This is a genomic window from Streptomyces sp. NPDC031445, from assembly GCF_055581365.1.
The window spans coordinates 99,301-115,754 of sequence record NZ_JBVIJO010000009.1; the positions used below are offsets into that span (position 1 = coordinate 99,301).

Genomic DNA, 16,454 nt, shown 5'->3' on the forward strand with positions numbered 1-16,454 from the left:
GCGGCGTGTGCGCGCGGCCCGGCCGTGCTCCTCGCTTATCGTCGGCCCGACACCGACATCCGGAGTGAAAATGGACAAATCGGATGAGCTGGTTGGTGTGACGGAGGGCGTGGCGGCCGTACCCCACCCCGGCCCGCCCGCGCGCCGCGTCCCGCCGTGGCCACCGGGCGCCGGCCCCCGGCCCCGGCCGCCCGGCGCCGTCCCCCGGCGCCGGGCCCGCGGCGCCGCCCTCACGCTCGCGGGCGTGCTCCTCCTGGCCGGCACGCCGTGGCTGAACCATCCCGCCGTCCAGGCCTGGCGCACCGTCTGCCTGGCCATCACCGTCCAGGCGCTCCCCTTCCTGCTCCTCGGCACCGCCCTGTCCGGCGCCATCAACGCCTTCGTGCCGGCCGACCTGTTCACCCGGGTGCTGCCGAAGCGGCCGGCCCTCGCCGTCCCGGTCGCCGGCGTGGCCGGCGCGGTCCTGCCGGGCTGCGAGTGCGCCTCCGTGCCCGTCGCGAGCAGCCTGATCCGCCGGGGCGTCACCCCGGCCGCCGCCTTCGCCTTCCTGCTCTCCGCGCCCGCGATCAACCCCGTCGTCCTCACGGCCACCGCCGTCGCCTTCCCGGGCGACCCCGCGATGGTCGCCGCCCGGCTGCTCGCCTCCCTCGCCACGGCGGCCGTCATGGGCTGGCTGTGGCTGTGGCTCGGCAAGGAGGAGTGGCTGCGTCCGCTCCTGCGTCACCGGCACACCGGCCACCGGCCCGGCCACAGCCGCCGCACCGAGTTCCGGCTCGGCTTCCAGCACGACTTCCTGCACGCCGGCGGCTTCCTCGTCCTCGGCGCCATGGCCGCCGCCACCTTCGACGTCACCGTGCCGGGCTCCGTCCTCGACGCGTTCTCCGGCACGCCCTGGCTCTCGGTGCTCTTCCTGGCCCTCCTCGCCGTACTGCTGGCCGTCTGCTCGGAGGCCGACGCGTTCGTCGCGGCCTCGCTCACCGGCTTCCCGCCGACCGCCCGGCTCGCGTTCCTGGTGGTCGGCCCCATGGTCGACCTCAAGCTGATCGCCCTCCAGGCGGGCACCTTCGGCCGTGCCTTCGCCTGGCGGTTCTCCACGGCGACCACCGTCGTGGCCGTCACCGCGAGCGTCCTGACCGGAGGCGCGCTGCTGTGAACCGCCCCCTCCAGGCCCTGCTCCTGGCCCTGACCGGCGCCGGCCTGCTGCACACCGCCCTGCTCACCGACACCTATCTGCGCTACGTCAAGGCCGGACTGCGCCCGGCGCTGATCGTCTCCGGCGCCGTCCTGCTGCTGCTCGGGCTGGCCGGAGCGCTGACCCGGGACCGGCGGCACACGGCCGGCTCCGGGCACGACCACGACCACACCGGCATGCCGCGCGTCGCCTGGCTGTTGTTCCTGCCCGCGCTCAGCCTGCTCCTCGTGCCCCCGCCCGCGCTCGGCGCGTACACCGCGGCCCGCGCCGACACCAAGCCCGTCGCCGTGCAGAAGGGGTTCGGGCCACTGCCCGCGACCTCGCCGCTGCCGCTGACCCTCACCGACTTCACCAAGCGGGTCCAGCAGGACCGCGGCCGGGCCATCGAGCACCGCACCGTCCGGCTGACCGGCTTCGCCACCCCCGCCGGCGCGGGCGCGGGCTGGTACCTGACCCGGATCGTCTTCTCCTGCTGCGCGGCGGACTCGCAGACGGTCAAGGTGCGCGTCTACGGCGGCGAGGCACCGCCCGCCGACACCTGGCTGGAGGTGACCGGCACCTGGCACCCCCGCGGCACCCTCGGCACGAGGTCGGCGGAGGCGGCGCTCGACGTCCGGGAGGTCCGTCCCGTCGCCCAGCCCGTGAACGCCTACACCGACGACCTGCCGCTCACGCCCTCCTAGGTCCGGTCGTCGAACTCCCGCCGTCCGCCCGGGGGGCAGGCCCGCGGCGGCACCAGTGCGTGCTCTGGGGCCCTGGGCCGAAGGCCGCGGGAGTGCCGGGCCCGGCCCCGTACCGGGTGCCCGGTGCGGCGGGGCCGCCGGGCGGCAGCGGTCCGCCACGGCCCCGTCGCGGCGGACCGCTGCCGCCCGCCGCTCCCCAGGGCCCCGCGGGCCGGTTCCCCCGCTCGCTCGACGGGACAGGTCCGTCCCCCGGCGGACGACCGGCCGGGACAGGTGCAGGATGGTGTCATGACCCTCGCCCGGGCGACCGGGTCCGGGAGACCGCGGGGGCCACCACGGTCCCGGCCGCCGGTGGGCGGGAGGAGGCGGTGACGATGACACGGACACCTCCCACGACGGTCACCCGGGTACGCCTGTGGCGGTGGCGGCGCAACCCGCTGCGGCGGCACAGCGATGTCGTCGAGGCATGGATCGTCCTCGCCGGCTGGGTGCTGGCCCTGCTCGTCGGTGCCTGCGCGGGCCTGTGGGCGGCCCACGCCTCCGAGTCCGCGTTCGCGGCACGGCTGGCCCACCTGCACCCCGTGTCCGCGGTGCTCACCGACGACGCGGCGCGGACCCCCGCCGCGGGCAGCGGCTACGACGACGGACGGGTCTGGGGCGCCGTGCGCTGGACGGACCCGGACGGCTCGGCGCACACCGACCGGGCGAAGGTCGTCCCGGGTACCCCCGCCGGCACGCGGATGACGGTGTGGACGAACCAGGCGGACCGGATCGTGCCCGCCCCCCTCGCCGGAACGACGGCCGACCTGCAGTCGGCGCTCACCGGCGTCCTCGTCGCCCCGGCGGCCGGGGCGCTGGTCTGGGGCGCGGGCCGGCTGGTCCGCGGCCGGCTCATCCAGCGCCGGCTGGCCGAGTGGGACGAGGAGTGGAGGCAGATCGGGCCCCGGTGGGGGAACCTCAGCGGAGGGCGGGGCTGACGGGCGCCCGCGGCCGGCGCGCGCCCCCGTGTGCCTACCGCACAGGTTGTACACCGGTCCGGCCCTACCGCGGCCGTTGGAGCCGGGCGTCAACTCCCGGGTTGGCGACGAGCGCACCCCCGGCACGTAGCTTGTGTGCCGTGCCGAGAGGCACTCGTCAACCAGGGGGAAACACATGCGGACGAACATCCTCACCAGGACCCTCCTCGCCACCGCGACCACGGTGGCGCTGGCCGCGGGCAGCCTCGCCGCCGCGGGCACCGGCTTCGCGGCGCCCGCGGCGCACCCGGCGGCGGCCACCGAGGCCGTCACCCCGCAGGCGGTGAACAACCTCGGCCTGAGCGCCGCCCGGGCGAAGAAGGTCCAGCGCTGGCTGAAGACGTACTGGAACTACCGGAACTCCGTCGACGGCAAGCTCGGCACCAACAGCTGGAAGGCCTTCCAGCGCTGCCTGAAGAAGTACTGGGGCTACACCGGCCCGATCGACGGGGTCGTCGGCAAGGGCACGGTCAAGGCGCTCCAGCGGCTCCTGAAGGACAGCTACGGCTACCGCGGCCCCATCGACGGCATCGCCGGCTCCGGCACCAAGGCCGCCTTCAAGCGGTTCGCCGACGCGCACTGAGCCCCGGCACGGCGGCCCGGCCGCACGCCCTCCGTCCCGCCGCCGGGGCGGAGGGCGCCGGGCGAGGAGGCCCGGGACGAGGAGACCGACGGGTGAACCGGGGGCGTGATCACGCCCCGCGGGGTTACCCGACGGACATGGCGAAGCTGCACGTACCACGGCGGCACCACAAGCAGGCCGCAGACGAGACCCCGGCGCCGCGCATCCCCGCGCCGGACGAGGCGGGACCCGGCGAGGACGTCGAGCGACGGGCACCGGACACCCCCGTGAAGCTGCCCCGGCGCGCATGGCCCGCGGTGTTCAAGGGCGCCCTGCGCGAGTTCCGCGACGACGAGCTCACCGACCGGGCCGCGGCGCTCACGTACTACGCCGTCCTGTCCCTGTTCCCGGCCCTGCTGGTACTGGTCTCGCTGCTGGCCGTCGCCGGCCGGTCGGTCACGGACAAGGTCCTGGCCAACCTGCGCAACCTCGCCCCCGGCCCCGCCCGCGACATCATCACCCGGGCGGTGGAACAGCTCCAGCACGGCGCCGGAACCGGGTCCCTCGTGGCCGTCCTCGGCCTCGTGCTGGCCGTGTGGTCGGCCTCCGGCTACGTGGCCGCGTTCATCCGCGCCGCCAACGCCGTCTACGACATGCCCGAGGGGCGCCCCATCTGGAAGCTCCTGCCCGTGCGCGTCGGCGTCACCGTCGTCCTGGTGGTCCTCGCCGTGGCCAGCGCGCTCATCGTGGTCTTCACCGGCGGCCTGGCCCGCCGGGCCGGGGACGCGCTCGGGCTCGGCGACACGGCGCTGACCGCGTGGTCCATCGCCAAGTGGCCCGTGCTGGTCCTGCTCGTCACGGTGATGATCGCCATCCTGTACTGGGCGACCCCGAACGCCAAGGTCAAGGGGTTCAGGTGGATCACCCCCGGCAGTGTCCTCGCCCTGCTGATCTGGATGGCCGCCTCCGCCGGATTCGCCTTCTACGTCGCCAACTTCGCCTCCTACAACAAGACCTACGGCACCATGGCCGGCGTCATCGTCTTCCTGGTGTGGCTGTGGATCACCAACCTGGCCATCCTGCTGGGCCTGGAGTTCGACGCGGAGACCGTGCGGCAGCGGGCCATCGCGGGCGGACACCCGCCGCGGGCCGAGCCGTACACCCAGCCCCGCGACACCAGGAAGTGGGACGAGGAGGACGTACGCCGCCTGGACGAGACCTGACGCGCCCGCCCTCCCCGCTCCGTCAGGCCGCGTACCCGCCGTCCACCGAGAACTCCGCGCCCGTCACGTACGCCGCCCCCGGCCCCGCCAGGAACGCCACCATGGACGCGACCTCCTCCGCCGTACCGAACCGGCCGAGGGCGGTCGCGGCGGCCTGACCGGAGGCGTACGGGCCGTCCGCGGGGTTCATGTCCGTGTCCGTCGGCCCCGGGTGCACGACGTTCGCCGTGATCCCGCGCCCGGCCAGCTCACGGGCCAGAGCCTTCGTCAGCCCCACCACGGCCGCCTTGCTCATCGCGTACAGCGTGGCCCCCGGCCCCGGCACCCGCGCGGTGACACAACTGCCGACCGTGATGATCCGCCCGCCGTCGCCCATGACCGCGGCGGCGGACCGGGCGGCCAGGAACACCCCGCGCACGTTCACCGCGAGGAGCCGGTCGACGTCGGCGGGGGACAGGCTCTCCAGCGGTCCCAGCAGCCCGACGGCCGCGTTGCCCACCAGCACGTCCAGCCCGCCCAGTTCCTCCGCCGCGCGCCGCACCGCCTCCGCCGCGTCCCCGGAGTCCGCGCGCAGGGCCACCGCCCGCCGCCCCAGCGCCTCGATGTCCCGCACGACCTCCCCGGCCGCCTCCTCGCCCCGCACATAGGTGAGGGCCACGTCCGCGCCCTCCCGCGCCAGTCGCCGTGCCGTCGCCGCGCCGATGCCCCGGCTGCCGCCGGTCACCAGCGCCGCCCTGCCCCGCAGATCCGTTCCCGAAGTCATGCGTCCATCCCAGCCGACGGCCCCCGGGAGCACCGGCGGCGAACGGACATCGACCTCGGCGTGCGGCAGCGCCGGCCGGGCACACCGGCCGGTCCTGCCGTGAGCGGATGGCGCGTCCGGGTGTCTTTCGGCAGGCTGACGGCATGACACAGCCACAGCCACTGCTGCTGCCCCCTGCCCCGGCGCGGTCCACCGGGCAGCTCCCGTACCACCGACTGGCCCGCCTCTCACCGCGCTACCGGTGGTGGCGCCCCCTCCTCGGGACCCTGGTCGCGGCCGTGGCGTACATGATCACCACGGTCGTCCTCATGGTCGTCCTCGCGGCCCTGGGCTCGGGCCTCGGCTACCCCCAGGACGACGACGGCTGGCCGGAGTTCGGCCCCGTCACCGGCACCGCCGTGGACCTGCTCTGCATCGCGGCCGGCATACCCGTCCTGCTGCTGGTCGTGCGCTGGATCGGACGGCGCCCGGCCGGCACGGTGTCCTCCGTGACGGGCCGGCTGAGATGGCGCTGGATGCTGCTGTGCGCGCTGACCGCCGTGCCCGTCGTGGGCCTCGCGATGGTCTGCGTGTCGCTGTTCCCGGCGGACGGGGAGCCGGAGGGCCAGTGGGTGGGCTGGCCGGCCTTCGGACGGGCCCTGGTCATGCTGGTGCTGCTGGTGCCGGTGCAGGCCGCCGCCGAGGAGTACGTGTTCCGCGGCTGGCTGACGCAGACCGCCGGGGCGTTCCTGCGCTCGCCGTGGGCCGCGCTGCTGCCCCAGGCGGTCCTGTTCGCCGCCGCCCACGGCTGGGGCACGCCCTGGGGCTTCGCAGACCTCGTGGTGTTCGGCGTGGCCGCGGGCTGGCTCACCTGGCGCACCGGCGGACTGGAGGCGTCCATCGCCCTGCACACCGTCAACAACCTGCTGGCCTTCGGCGTCTCGGCCGCCGTCGTCGACGGGCTCAGCAGTGACGACACCGCGGCGGACGCCGGTTGGCAGCTCGTCCTGTTCGACGTGCTGAGCATCGCGCTGTACACGGCGGCCGTGGCGTGGTGGCTGCGCCGCCGCCGACTGGACCGCACGGCTCCGGCCCCACAGCCACCGGCTCCCCTGCCGTGGCCCCCGTACGGCAACGGCGTTCCGCTGCCGCGGCAGTGGGCGGGGCAGCCGGGTCCGGGCACGGGCGCGGGCGGCGTCGGGCCGTGGGCCGGGCAGTCGGGATGGGGTCCGGGCGTGGTGGGTGCTGCGCCGTGGGCGGGGCAGCCGGGGCCAGGTGCGGCCGGTGACGGGCCGTCGGCCGGGCAGGCCGGGCCGGGGGCGGGTGTTCCCCTGACGGCAGCTGACGGGGGCGCCCCGCCGGCGTCCTCGGCCGGTCGGCCGGAGGCCGGTCCGGGCACCGGGGGAGACGACGGTACGGACCGTCCGTAGGCCGTGGCCGGCTCGGGCGCCGCGCACTTGTCGGCGTACGCCTCGCCCTGGCCCCGCGGGCTGCGGGCTCGGCCAGGGTGCGGTCGGGCTGGGGCGTCTGCGGTTCCGCCCCTCTCACGGCCCCGCGTCTTCGGCGAGGTCGGCGGCCAGGGCGGCCAGCGGAAACTCCCTGCGGGTCGCCGCACGCGCGGCGACCACGGCCAGGGCGGAGGGCAGCCGGCCGCACCGGCGGAGGATCTCCGTCACGGCCTCCGGCTCGGCGGCCAGCCGCGCTGCGCCGATCCGCCGGGCGAGCAGCTCCCGGGCGTCTTCCGCGGAGGGCAGCCCCAGGCACAGCGTACGAAGGCCCGTAAAGGCCCGCCCCCGGGGCCCGGCCGGCCCGGCGGGGGCGCCCACGGCGGGTGTGGCCGGTCCGGTTGGTTCCGTCGCCCCGCCGGGTCCGGCCGCGCTCGGTCCGGTCGACCCGCCCCGGCTGGTGACCACCGTCAGGCAGCCCGGCGCCTCCGGCAGCAGCGGACGGATCTGTCCGAGGCAGGCGGCGTCGTCCAGCAGGACCAGCAACCGGCGCCCCGCCAGCGCACCGCGGTACCGCGCGGCGAGGGCGGTCACGCCCGCGTGCGTGCTCCGCGCGGGCACCCCGAGGGCCGCGAGCAGCCGGCGCAGTGCCTCGGCCGGCTCCAACGCGGCCTGACCGAGCGCCGATCCGCCCAGCTCCAGGTGGAGCCGGCCGTCCGGGAAACGGTCGGCGACCCGGTGCGCCCAGTGGACCGCCAGCGCGCTCTTGCCGACACCGGCCGGACCACTGATCAGCACGGCCGGCGCCGGGTAGGCACCGGTCAGCGGGGCCGCCGCGGCCGGGACGCCCCGCGCACCGGGCACCGCGCCGGCGTCGCACAGGGCATCCGGCGCCGCCCGTGCGGACCCCCCGTCGCCCCGGGGGCCCGGCCGCGCGCTCACCGGCTTCCCGTCCAACAGCGCGTCCAGCGCGGCCAGTTCCCGCTCGCGGCCGGTGAAGACAGGCAGGTCCGGGGGGAGTTGTGCCGGGGGGACGAAAGGCCGGGCGGGGGACGGCGGGCCGGTGGGGAGCCGGTGACGGGCGGGGCGTATCTGCTGGCGCAGGACCCGGGCGTGGGCCGCGGCCAGTTCGGCGCCGGGCGCGACCCCCAGCTGTGCGGCGAGGTCGCGGCGCGCGCCCTCGTAGGCGGCCAGCGCGTCCGCCTGATGGCCGCACGCCGCCAGCGACAGGATCAGGCGGGCCAGCAGCGGCTCGTCGAGCGGGTTCAGGGCGGCGGCCCGGCGCAGGCCCGGCAGCACCTGGTCCGCGCGCCCGCACAGCAGCGCGGCGTCCGCCGCCATCCGCGCCGTGCGCAGGACCTCCCGGTCCACGGCCGCGAAGTGCGGATGCGCCCGCACCGGTCCCGGCAGGTCGGCCGCCACCGGGCCGCGCCACAGCCGCAGGGCCGCGGTGAAGTGCCGTACCGCCTGCTCGGGGCGCCCGGTGGCGGCGGCCCGCATGCCCCGCCGGCCGAAGGCGCGGAAGCGCAGCAGGTCGGCCTCGTCGGCCGCCGCCTCCAGCAGATAGCCGCCGGTACGGCCCAGCAGGCGCCGCCCGGGCGCCCGCGGCGGCAATCCGGGCTCCAGCAGCCTGCGCAGCGTGCCGACGTGGCGCCGTACCGCGTTCGGCGCGCTGACGGGCGGCCGGCCCGGCCAGAGCACGTCGACGATCGTGCTGGTCCGCACGGGCCGCCCCGGCCACACCATGAGCACGCCGAGCAGGGCCCGTGCCTGCGGATACCCGAGATCCAGCTCGCTGCCCGCGCTCAGCACCCGCAGCGGGCCGAGCACCTCGAACCGCAGCGTCCCGGACCGCGTCCCGTCACTGGGCCCGTCGGGCACGCGCACCACCCGGTCGCCGGTCAGCGGACGCGGGCCGCGATGGTCCGCGCGCACATCAGGGACTCGGTGTGGGTGGTGTCGACCTCCAGGTCGTACGACACCCCGTCGTGCACCACGTCGGCCTGGGCCGCCGCCATGCCCCGGGGCCGGTCCCCCCGGGCGATCTCGCGGGCCGCGGCGACCTGGGCGTCGCACCGCACTCCCACCCACAGGACGTCCAGTCCGGCGAGGGCCGTGCGCCACCGCTGCTGGGAGGCCGCTCCGCCGAGGAAGACGTCGTCCACGACGACCCTGGCGCCGGCGCGGGCCGTCGCCGCGATGCCCTCCATCCAGGCCGCCTCCAGCGCCCGGAAACCCGCGCCGACCCGCACCCCGCCGTCCTCGGCGAACTCGATGCCCCCGTCGTCCTCCTGGAGCCGCGGGGGCAGCGCGTCGACCAGCGAGTCGATGCCGAACACCAGCCAGGGGTCGGGCAGTACGGCCTGCAGGCACCGCCCGATCCCCGACTTGCCCGCGCTGGAACCACCGTTGAGAAGGATCACCCGAGTCGTCACCGTGCCAGCCTACGGAGCCGTCCGGCCGATCGGCCAACCCGTTCCGCGCCCCGGGACCGTCATCCCGCACCGGACCGCTCCTCCCGCCCGGCGAGCCGGTCCCGGACCCGTTCCGCGTCCGGATGGCCGAGCCGGGTGAGCAGGGCGAGGGCCTGCTCCCAGGCGGCCCGCGCACCCTCCCGGTCACCGGTGGCCAGGTGCGTGTCGCCCATGCGGATCAGCGTGTCGGCCTCCGGGTACGGCGCCCCGAGCGCCCGGTACAGCGTGAGCGCGTTGCGGTAGCCGAGCAGGGCGTGCGGGTGCCGGCCGAGGCAGTGATAGGCGTAGGCGATGCTGTCCCAGGTCGCCGCCTGGCCGTACCGGTCGCCCAGGTCCTGGAGCAGGGCCAGCGCCTCGAAGCAGCGCGCGAGGGCCGGCCGGTACTCACCGCGCAGCGCGTGGTACCAGCCCACGGAGTTGAGGACACTGGCCCGCGCCGGCCGGGACCCGGCGGTGCGGTACAGCTCCAGCGCGAGCTGGTTGTGCCGCAGGGCCCCCGCCAGGTCGCCCTCCTGCTCGCACGCCCAGCCCAGACTGCGGTGGGTGCCCGCCCGGCCGACGGTGTCCGCGGCGAGGGTGAACAGCGTGAGCGCCCGCCCGAGATGGGCCCGGCTCTCGCCGGACAGGCCCAGCCTGCCCTCGGCCCGGCCGAGCCCGCGCAGGGCGCGTGCCTCCAGGAGGGGGTCGGCGAGCCGCAGCGCGGCGCCGAGCGCGGTGCGCTGGGCGGCCAGTCCGTCGTGCCAGTGGCCGCGCCGCTCGAAGTACGGCTCCAGGGCCCAGGCCAGCAGGCACGCGTACCGGTCGTGGCCGGTCGCGGCCGCCGCCCGGACGACGGCCGGCAGGGCCGGGTGCTCGGCGGTGAGCCAGGCGAGGGCGGCGCTGTCGTCGGCGAACAAAACGGCCCCCGGGTCCGGTGGCGCGGCCCCCGCGTCCGCAGGCGCGGCCGGCGGCGCCGGGGCGTCACCGCCGGGGTCGAGCAGCGCGCCGGCGGCGTGGGCGTGCTCCGCGTAGTGCCGGAACAGCCGGTCGCGGGCCTCCTCCCGCTCGGCCTCGGTGTGGTGCTCGTCGAGGAGGTCACCGGCGTGGGCGCGCAGCAGGTCGTGCAAGCCGTAGCGCCCGGGCGCCGGTTCGGTGACGAGGTGGACGGCGGCGAGTTCGCCGAGCAGTGAGCGCGCCCGGCGCCGCGGCAGGCCGGCGAGCGCGGCGGCGGTGGGCGCCGACACGTCCGGGCCGGGGTGCAGGGCGAGCAGCCGGAACAGCCGGGCGGCGGCGGACGACACGGCCCGCACGGACCAGGAGAAGACGGTGGCCACGTCCACCGGGGTGCCGGGCCGGGTGAACCCGTCCAGGGTGCCGCGGGTCGCGCGCAGTTCGGCGGCCACGGCCGCCAGCGGGAAGTCCGGGCGCAGGGCGGCGCGGGCGGCCACGCAGGCCAGGGCGAGGGGCAGCCCGGCACACCGGGCGACGATCTCGTCCACCGCCCGCGGCTCGGCGGCGATCCGGCCGGCGCCCAGCCGTCCGGTGAGGAAGTCCCGCGCCTGTCCGGCGTCGAACGGCCGCAGGGTCAGCGAGCGGGCGCCGTGCGCGGCCACCAGCCCCGTCAGGTCGTCCCGGCTGGTGACGACGGCGAGGCAGCCGGGCGTGCCGGGCAGCAGCGGCCGTACCTGCTCGGCGTCCCGGGCGTTGTCCAGCAGCACGAGCACCCGGCGTCCCGCGAGCACACTGCGGTACAGCGCGGCCTGCGCGGACAGGCCCTGCGGGACGTGCTCGGGCGGCACCCCGAGCGCGTGCAGGAAACCGCGGACGGCCTCACCGGGGTCGGTGACCGCGCCCGAAGGGGCGAAGCCGCGCAGGTCGGCGTAGAGCTGCCCGTCCGGGTAACGGTCCGCGACGCGGTGGGCCCAATGGACCGCCAGCGTGGTCTTGCCCACCCCGGCCATCCCGCCGAGCGCCGAGATCAGCACCGTCCCGACGGGCTCCCCGGCGGCGAACGGGTCCAGCAGCTCGGCCAGTTCGGTGTCCCGGCCGGTGAACGCGGGCAGGTCGTGCGGCAGTTGGGCGGGTACGACGGGACGCGCGGCGACGGCTCGAGCGGGCGGCGGCTCCGCCGGGTCCCCGTCCCCTGCCGCGCCCAGCGCCGCCCGGTGGGCCTCCTGGAGTTCGGGCCCGGGGTCGATGCCCAGCTCCTCGGCGAGACGGCGGCGGGCGTCCCGGGACGCGGCGAGCGCCTCGGCCCGCCTGCCGGTGGCCGCGAGGGCCAGGACCAGCCGGGCCAGCAGGGGCTCGTCCAGCGGGTGCGCGGCGGTGGCCTCCCGCAGCCGGGCCAGTACCGCGCCGGGCACGCCCGCGTGCGAGGCCGCGTCGGCCGCCTCCCGCAGTACGGCGAGCCGCTCGCGCTCCAGCCTGTCCGCCCCGAGCCGTTCGCGCACGTCCGGGGCGACTCCGGAGGCGACGGGACCGGCCCACCGCGACAGCGCCTGTTCGAGCAGGTCCACGGCCCGTGCGGGCGCACCCTCGGCGACGGCCCGCCGGGCCTCCTGCCGCAGCTGCCGGAACCGTACGAGGTCCACGTCGTCCCCGTCGGTGAGCAGCCGGTAGCCGCCCGCGCCGCGCACCAGCCGGCTCCCCGGCGTCCGCGGGGGCAGTCCCGGCTCCAGCAGCCGCCGCAGCGAGCCGACGTGCCGGCGCACCACGTTGACGGCGGTGGGCGGCGGGCCCGGTCCCCACAGCACGTCGACGATCTCGGGCACGGGGACCGGCTGACCGGCCCGGAGCAGCAGCAGGGCCAGCAGCGCCCGCGCCTGCGGCCCGCCGGCGTCCAGCTCCTCGGCCCCCCGCCAGACCCGCACCGGCCCCAGCACCGCGAACCGCACCGGCACCCCCTGTGGCATCCCGCCCCCTCCGCTCACTCCTTCGGCCCTCGACTGTACGTGTCCGGAGAAAACCGGCAGGAACGGCGGACCCCGGGACGCCGGCGCGCTACCGGTCCCGGACTCCGCGCCGGGGCGCCGGACGAGCGACAGGCAGGTCAGCGGGGGCACTTCCGGTTCGTGGAGCGGGGCGAGCCGGCGGTCCCGGGTCCGGTCGCGGGCCGCGCGGGGACCGCCCGAGCCGTTGCCGGGGAAGACGCGGACCGGCAGGCGGCAGGCGGCACCGGCTACGGGGCCGGTCCCGTATGCGCCCGGTGGCGGCGACCAGGGCGTACGCACGCACGGCAGCTCCGCCGGGCCGGCCGGACGCACGGCACGGCCCGCCCGGCCGGCGGACCGGTACCGTCCAGGGCGGTGGGCGCGTGGGCGAGTGAGGTGGGTTCCGCAGCGCGCGGCAGCCGCGGGCACCGGCCGGGGACGTGCCGGGCCGGCCGAGTCCGTCGGTGCGCACGTCGTGGGCGGTGAGGGCCGTCCCAACGCTCGCTCCCGGACGGCCCGGCAGGACGGCACGCCGGAGGAGCGCCTCGGCGTGCCGAGCGCCGGGCGGGTGGAAGATCTCCCTGGCGGCCGGGTCCGTATCCTCACCCGGAGACGCGGATCGGCCGGTCCGCCGCCGAACCGGCCCGGAAGACGCCGTACCCGATGCCGCATGCCGACAGACCGCCGGGCGGGGCCGGACGGCCCGGTCCGCGCCGCCAAAGCCGCATAGTCACCTGGGAGTTGACGTCATGACCGACAAGCTCACCGTGAGTGTCCTGGGCACCGGCATCATGGGTGCCGCGATGGCCCGCAACCTCGCGCGGGCCGGACACACCGTCCGCGCCTGGAACCGTACCCGCGCCAAGGCCGAGCCGCTCGCCGCCGACGGCGCGCACGTCGCCGGTACGCCCGCCGAGGCCGTCGAGGGCGCCGATGTCGTCCTGACCATGCTCTACGACGGCCCGGCCACCCTCGACGTCATGCGCGAGGCGGCCCCCGCGCTGCGTTCCGGTACCGCGTGGGTGCAGTCCACCACCGCCGGTGTCGCGGCCGTCCGCGACCTGGCCGCCTTCGCCCGCGAACACGACCTCGTCTTCTTCGACGCCCCGGTGCTGGGCACCCGCCAGCCCGCGGAGGCCGGCCAGCTCCTCGTCCTCGCCGCGGGGCCGAGCGAGCACCGCGCGACGGTGGCCCCGGTGTTCGACGCGGTCGGGTCCCGCACCGTGTGGACCGGCGAGGACGGCGCGGCCGGTACGGCGAGCCGCCTGAAGCTCGTCGCCAACAGCTGGGTCCTCGCGATCACCGCCGCGGCCGGTGAGGTGCTGGCCCTGGCCCGGGGGCTCGAGGTGGACCCGCAGAACTTCTTCGACGCGATCGAGGGCGGCCCGCTGGACATGGGGTACCTGCGCGCGAAGTCGCAGCTCATCCTTGAGGACCGGCTGACGCCGGCCCAGTTCGCGGTGGCGACCGCGGCCAAGGACGCCCGGCTCATCGTCCAGGCGGGTGAGGAGAGCGGTGTGCGCCTCGACGTGGCCGCCGCGAGCGCCGAGCGCATGGAGCGTGCCGCCGGACAGGGCCACGCCGACGAGGACATGGTCGCGGCCTACTTCGCCAGTTTCGGCTCCGCCGAGCGGTGACGTCCTTCCCGCGTGCCGGTGGCGCACCGGTGTCCCCGGCGAGGCCGGGCGCCGGCGCGGCGGGCGCCCGCTGAGGGGCGGCGACGGGGTTTCCGTCCGGCAGCCGGCGCCCGGCAGTGGAGGCCGGCCGAGGCGCGGATCTCCGCGTGGCCTCCCTCGGCCGCCACCGGCCACCCGCAGTGGCGGGCGGTCACGCGCCCGCCCCGGCGCCCTCCGTCGTCTCCTGTGCCGCTTCGCCCGGCACGACGTAGAAGACGGACGTGCCCTGCTTGGTGCGCTGGGCGCCGTTCCTCGCCACGAGGCTCTCCAGCGTCGTGCGCACGACCTTCGCCTGGATCCCCCGGTCGGGGTACGCCTTGCCCAGGGCCTCGCTGATCTCCGCGGCGGAACGGGGCTCCGTCTGCTCCGACAGGTGCCGGCGGACGAGTTCGACCAGGGTGGGCTGAGCGGGCTCGGACGGCGCGGCCGTCGTGGCCGCGGACTTCCCGGCGGCCGCCTTCTTCGCCGTCGCCTTCTTGGCTGTTGCCTTCTTGGCCGTCGCCTTCTTCGGCACCGCCTTCGTGGCCACTGTCTTCGTGGCCACCGCCTTCGTGGCAGCCGTCTTCGTGGCGGCCGGCTCCTTCGCCGCGGGCTTGTTGTCGTCGGCGGGGCGCGTGCCACCGCTCCTCTCGCGCGGGGCGGGTACGACCGCCCGCCCGGCCGGTGCGGCGAGGCCGAGTGCCTGCCGCATGTTCAGCAGGACGGCGTGGTCCTGCTGCAAGGTGCTCAACTGCTCCTGCAGCACGGCGATCTCAGCCGTGATGCGTTCCTGCTCCTTGAGGTTGTGTTCGAGGTCGTTGGTCACCTGGCTGACGTACTGAGAGGTCAATTCGGTGACGGGTCCGGCGCTTTCCGGCATCAGTTCCTCCGCTCCTGACGGTGCGACACGTGGATGATACGGGTGGGTCGACCCGTTTTCCCCGCTGGCGAGACGGCAGCGGCTGACCGGTAACCCGCTCCGGGCCGCTACCGGGCGCGCCAGCATACTCGCCCGCGTGCTCGTCCAGGTTCGACTCCGACGCCCCGCACACCGACTCCGGCTCCCGTGCCGCCGACCCCTCTCTGTTCACGTTGATGAACTCCGCACACATGGGTGTACACCGTCGAGCCCGGTGTGCAAGGCTCGGTCAACTTCAGTCGTTCACAGCGGAGTTGGAGGGCGAGCATGAGCGTTTCCCGGCGTGCGTTGCTGGCCACGGCGGCCGGCGCGGCGGCCGCAGGAGCCTCTGCGGTACCGGCCGCGGCGGCGCCGGACCGGCAGCCATCAGGAGCGACCCCGCGGACACTCCGCGCGGCGGCGGACTACGCCGTGGAGAAGCTCCGCAGCGTCGCGCCCGGGGTGACGGGCTACCCGGTCGGAACCAAGTTCGAGAAGTGGACGTACTCGCGCACCGGGGACTGGGTCGGCGGCTTCTGGCCCGGGACACTGTGGATGGCCTGGCTGTACAGCGAGGACGACGCCTTTCGCGCATGGGCGGTCGAGTCGGCCCGGAACCTCGCGCCCCGCCAGTACGACACGAGCACGCACGACCTGGGGTTCCTCTTCTCCCCGTCCTGGGTCACCGCCTGGCGCCTGACCGGCGACGACGAGTGGCGGACGGGCGCGGTCCGGGCGGCCGACTCCTTGATCCGGCGGTACAACCCGCGCGGGAGGTTCATCCGGGCCTGGGGCGCGCTGACGGACCCCGCCAACGCGGGCCGCGTCATCATGGACACGATGATGAACCTCGATCTGCTGGCGTTCGCGAGCCGGCAGACCGGTGACGACACCTACCTGGACATCGCCGTCGAGCACGCGAGGACCGCGCAGCGCGTCTTCCCCCGGCCCGACGGATCCACCCCGCACGTGTTCGACTTCGACCCGGACACCGGCGCGCCCATCGGACCGAACACGGTCCAGGGCTACAGTCCCGCCTCCTGCTGGTCGCGCGGACAGGCCTGGGGCATCTACGGCTTCACCACGATGTACCGGCGGACCGGGCACACGGAGTTCCGGGACACCGCGCGCCGGCTCGCCGACTTCGCCATCGGAGCGCTGACCCCGGACCACGTGCCGGTGTGGGACTACCGCGCCCCGCAGCAACCGCACGACATCAAGGACGCCTCCGCCGGCGCCATCATGGCGTGCGGCCTGCTCGACCTGCACGCGGCCACCGGCAGGCACACCTACCGCGAGGCGGCGCTGCGGCTGCTCACCGCGCTCGCGGACACCTGCCTGACGAGGAACTCGGCACGCGCCGACGCGGTCGTGGCCCGCTGCACCCGCAACCGGCCGGCCGAGGACGGCATCGAGGTCTCCCTGCCCTACGCGGACTACTACCTCCTCGAAGGCATCCTGCGCGTGCTCCGGCCCGACGCCGTCGACCGGGCGATCGACCTGTCGCAGCCGGCCTGAGCCGGCGACGCGGCGACCGCCGAACCGCCCCGTCCCTGTGGACAGGGTGCCGCCCGGCCCCGCCGGACGGCACGGAGGCCACGGCGCCCTGGGTGCGAACGACTGGCAAACACCAGGTGCAAAGACGGCCGGCGAGT

At 76.4% G+C, this 16,454-nt stretch carries 13 protein-coding genes; 8 read left to right on the plus strand and 5 right to left on the minus strand.

Annotated features, from left to right (window positions below; genetic code table 11):
* Positions 1 to 70: 70 nt before the first annotated feature.
* From ACZ5DC_RS23760 to ACZ5DC_RS23780, 5 genes are all read left to right on the plus strand, one after another.
* Positions 71 to 1,153, plus strand: coding sequence for a permease (locus ACZ5DC_RS23760; protein WP_468655705.1), 1,083 nt, complete (start codon positions 71 to 73; stop codon positions 1,151 to 1,153).
* Positions 1,150 to 1,875 carry a TIGR03943 family putative permease subunit gene (locus ACZ5DC_RS23765; RefSeq protein ID WP_468655707.1) on the plus strand — a complete coding sequence of 242 codons (726 nt, stop codon included), beginning with the start codon at positions 1,150 to 1,152 and terminating at the stop codon, positions 1,873 to 1,875. The genes ACZ5DC_RS23760 and ACZ5DC_RS23765 overlap by 4 nt, the downstream gene beginning before the upstream one ends.
* 374 nt (positions 1,876 to 2,249) lie before the next feature.
* Positions 2,250 to 2,852 (plus strand): Rv1733c family protein, encoded by a 603-nt coding sequence (locus ACZ5DC_RS23770; RefSeq protein WP_468655709.1) that lies wholly within the window; start codon positions 2,250 to 2,252, stop codon positions 2,850 to 2,852.
* 175 nt (positions 2,853 to 3,027) lie between these two features.
* A complete protein-coding gene (locus ACZ5DC_RS23775) occupies positions 3,028 to 3,474 on the plus strand; it encodes a peptidoglycan-binding domain-containing protein (RefSeq protein WP_468655711.1) in 447 nt (148 codons plus the stop codon).
* A 137-nt stretch (positions 3,475 to 3,611) separates the two neighbouring features.
* On the plus strand, positions 3,612 to 4,676 hold the full coding sequence (locus tag ACZ5DC_RS23780) for a YihY/virulence factor BrkB family protein (protein WP_468655712.1): 1,065 nt from the start codon (positions 3,612 to 3,614) through the stop codon (positions 4,674 to 4,676).
* Positions 4,677 to 4,698: 22 nt separating this feature from the next.
* On the opposite strand, the gene ACZ5DC_RS23785 is transcribed toward ACZ5DC_RS23780, so the two are convergent.
* Positions 4,699 to 5,439: an SDR family oxidoreductase gene (locus ACZ5DC_RS23785; protein WP_468655714.1), complete on the minus strand. Its 741-nt coding sequence runs from the start codon at positions 5,437 to 5,439 to the stop codon at positions 4,699 to 4,701.
* A 143-nt stretch (positions 5,440 to 5,582) separates the two neighbouring features.
* Between ACZ5DC_RS23785 and ACZ5DC_RS23790 the strand changes: the two genes are divergently transcribed.
* On the plus strand, positions 5,583 to 6,848 hold the full coding sequence (locus tag ACZ5DC_RS23790; RefSeq protein WP_468655716.1) for a lysostaphin resistance A-like protein: 1,266 nt from the start codon (positions 5,583 to 5,585) through the stop codon (positions 6,846 to 6,848).
* Positions 6,849 to 6,962: 114 nt separating this feature from the next.
* On the opposite strand, the gene ACZ5DC_RS23795 is transcribed toward ACZ5DC_RS23790, so the two are convergent.
* The 3 genes from ACZ5DC_RS23795 to ACZ5DC_RS23805 are packed head-to-tail and all read right to left on the minus strand — an operon-like array spanning position 6,963 to position 12,228.
* A complete protein-coding gene (locus ACZ5DC_RS23795; RefSeq protein ID WP_468655718.1) occupies positions 6,963 to 8,798 on the minus strand; it encodes an AfsR/SARP family transcriptional regulator in 1,836 nt (611 codons plus the stop codon).
* A complete protein-coding gene (gene cpt, locus ACZ5DC_RS23800) occupies positions 8,765 to 9,298 on the minus strand; it encodes a chloramphenicol phosphotransferase CPT (RefSeq protein WP_468655720.1) in 534 nt (177 codons plus the stop codon). Before cpt ends, ACZ5DC_RS23795 begins: the two co-directional genes overlap by 34 nt.
* 59 nt (positions 9,299 to 9,357) lie before the next feature.
* Positions 9,358 to 12,228 carry an AfsR/SARP family transcriptional regulator gene (locus tag ACZ5DC_RS23805; protein ID WP_468655722.1) on the minus strand — a complete coding sequence of 957 codons (2,871 nt, stop codon included), beginning with the start codon at positions 12,226 to 12,228 and terminating at the stop codon, positions 9,358 to 9,360.
* A gap of 767 nt (positions 12,229 to 12,995) precedes the next feature.
* On the opposite strand from ACZ5DC_RS23805, the gene ACZ5DC_RS23810 reads away from it, so the two are divergent.
* Positions 12,996 to 13,883: an NAD(P)-dependent oxidoreductase gene (locus ACZ5DC_RS23810; RefSeq protein WP_468655724.1), complete on the plus strand. Its 888-nt coding sequence runs from the start codon at positions 12,996 to 12,998 to the stop codon at positions 13,881 to 13,883.
* A gap of 190 nt (positions 13,884 to 14,073) precedes the next feature.
* Here ACZ5DC_RS23810 and ACZ5DC_RS23815 read toward each other — a convergent pair whose 3' ends face one another.
* Entirely contained in the window at positions 14,074 to 14,781 is a 708-nt protein-coding gene (locus ACZ5DC_RS23815) for a hypothetical protein (protein ID WP_468655726.1), read from the minus strand.
* A gap of 306 nt (positions 14,782 to 15,087) precedes the next feature.
* Here ACZ5DC_RS23815 and ACZ5DC_RS23820 point away from each other — a divergent pair, with 306 nt between their 5' ends.
* Positions 15,088 to 16,317, plus strand: a complete 1,230-nt coding sequence (locus ACZ5DC_RS23820) for a glycoside hydrolase family 88 protein (RefSeq protein ID WP_468655728.1) — start codon at positions 15,088 to 15,090, stop codon at positions 16,315 to 16,317.
* Positions 16,318 to 16,454 lie beyond the last annotated feature (137 nt).

Bases quoted from the DNA above. Each gene is read 5' to 3' on its own strand.
- ACZ5DC_RS23760 (WP_468655705.1), top strand. From the start codon at position 71: ATGGACAAATCGGATGAGCTGGTTGGTGTGACGGAGGGCGTGGCGGCC.
- ACZ5DC_RS23770 (WP_468655709.1), top strand. From the start codon at position 2,250: ATGACACGGACACCTCCCACGACGGTCACCCGGGTACGCCTGTGGCGG.
- ACZ5DC_RS23775 (WP_468655711.1), top strand. From the start codon at position 3,028: ATGCGGACGAACATCCTCACCAGGACCCTCCTCGCCACCGCGACCACG.
- ACZ5DC_RS23780 (WP_468655712.1), top strand. From the start codon at position 3,612: ATGGCGAAGCTGCACGTACCACGGCGGCACCACAAGCAGGCCGCAGAC.
- ACZ5DC_RS23785 (WP_468655714.1), bottom strand. From the start codon at position 5,439: ATGACTTCGGGAACGGATCTGCGGGGCAGGGCGGCGCTGGTGACCGGC.
- ACZ5DC_RS23790 (WP_468655716.1), top strand. From the start codon at position 5,583: ATGACACAGCCACAGCCACTGCTGCTGCCCCCTGCCCCGGCGCGGTCC.
- ACZ5DC_RS23805 (WP_468655722.1), bottom strand. From the start codon at position 12,228: ATGCCACAGGGGGTGCCGGTGCGGTTCGCGGTGCTGGGGCCGGTGCGG.
- ACZ5DC_RS23810 (WP_468655724.1), top strand. From the start codon at position 12,996: ATGACCGACAAGCTCACCGTGAGTGTCCTGGGCACCGGCATCATGGGT.
- ACZ5DC_RS23815 (WP_468655726.1), bottom strand. From the start codon at position 14,781: ATGCCGGAAAGCGCCGGACCCGTCACCGAATTGACCTCTCAGTACGTC.
- ACZ5DC_RS23820 (WP_468655728.1), top strand. From the start codon at position 15,088: ATGAGCGTTTCCCGGCGTGCGTTGCTGGCCACGGCGGCCGGCGCGGCG.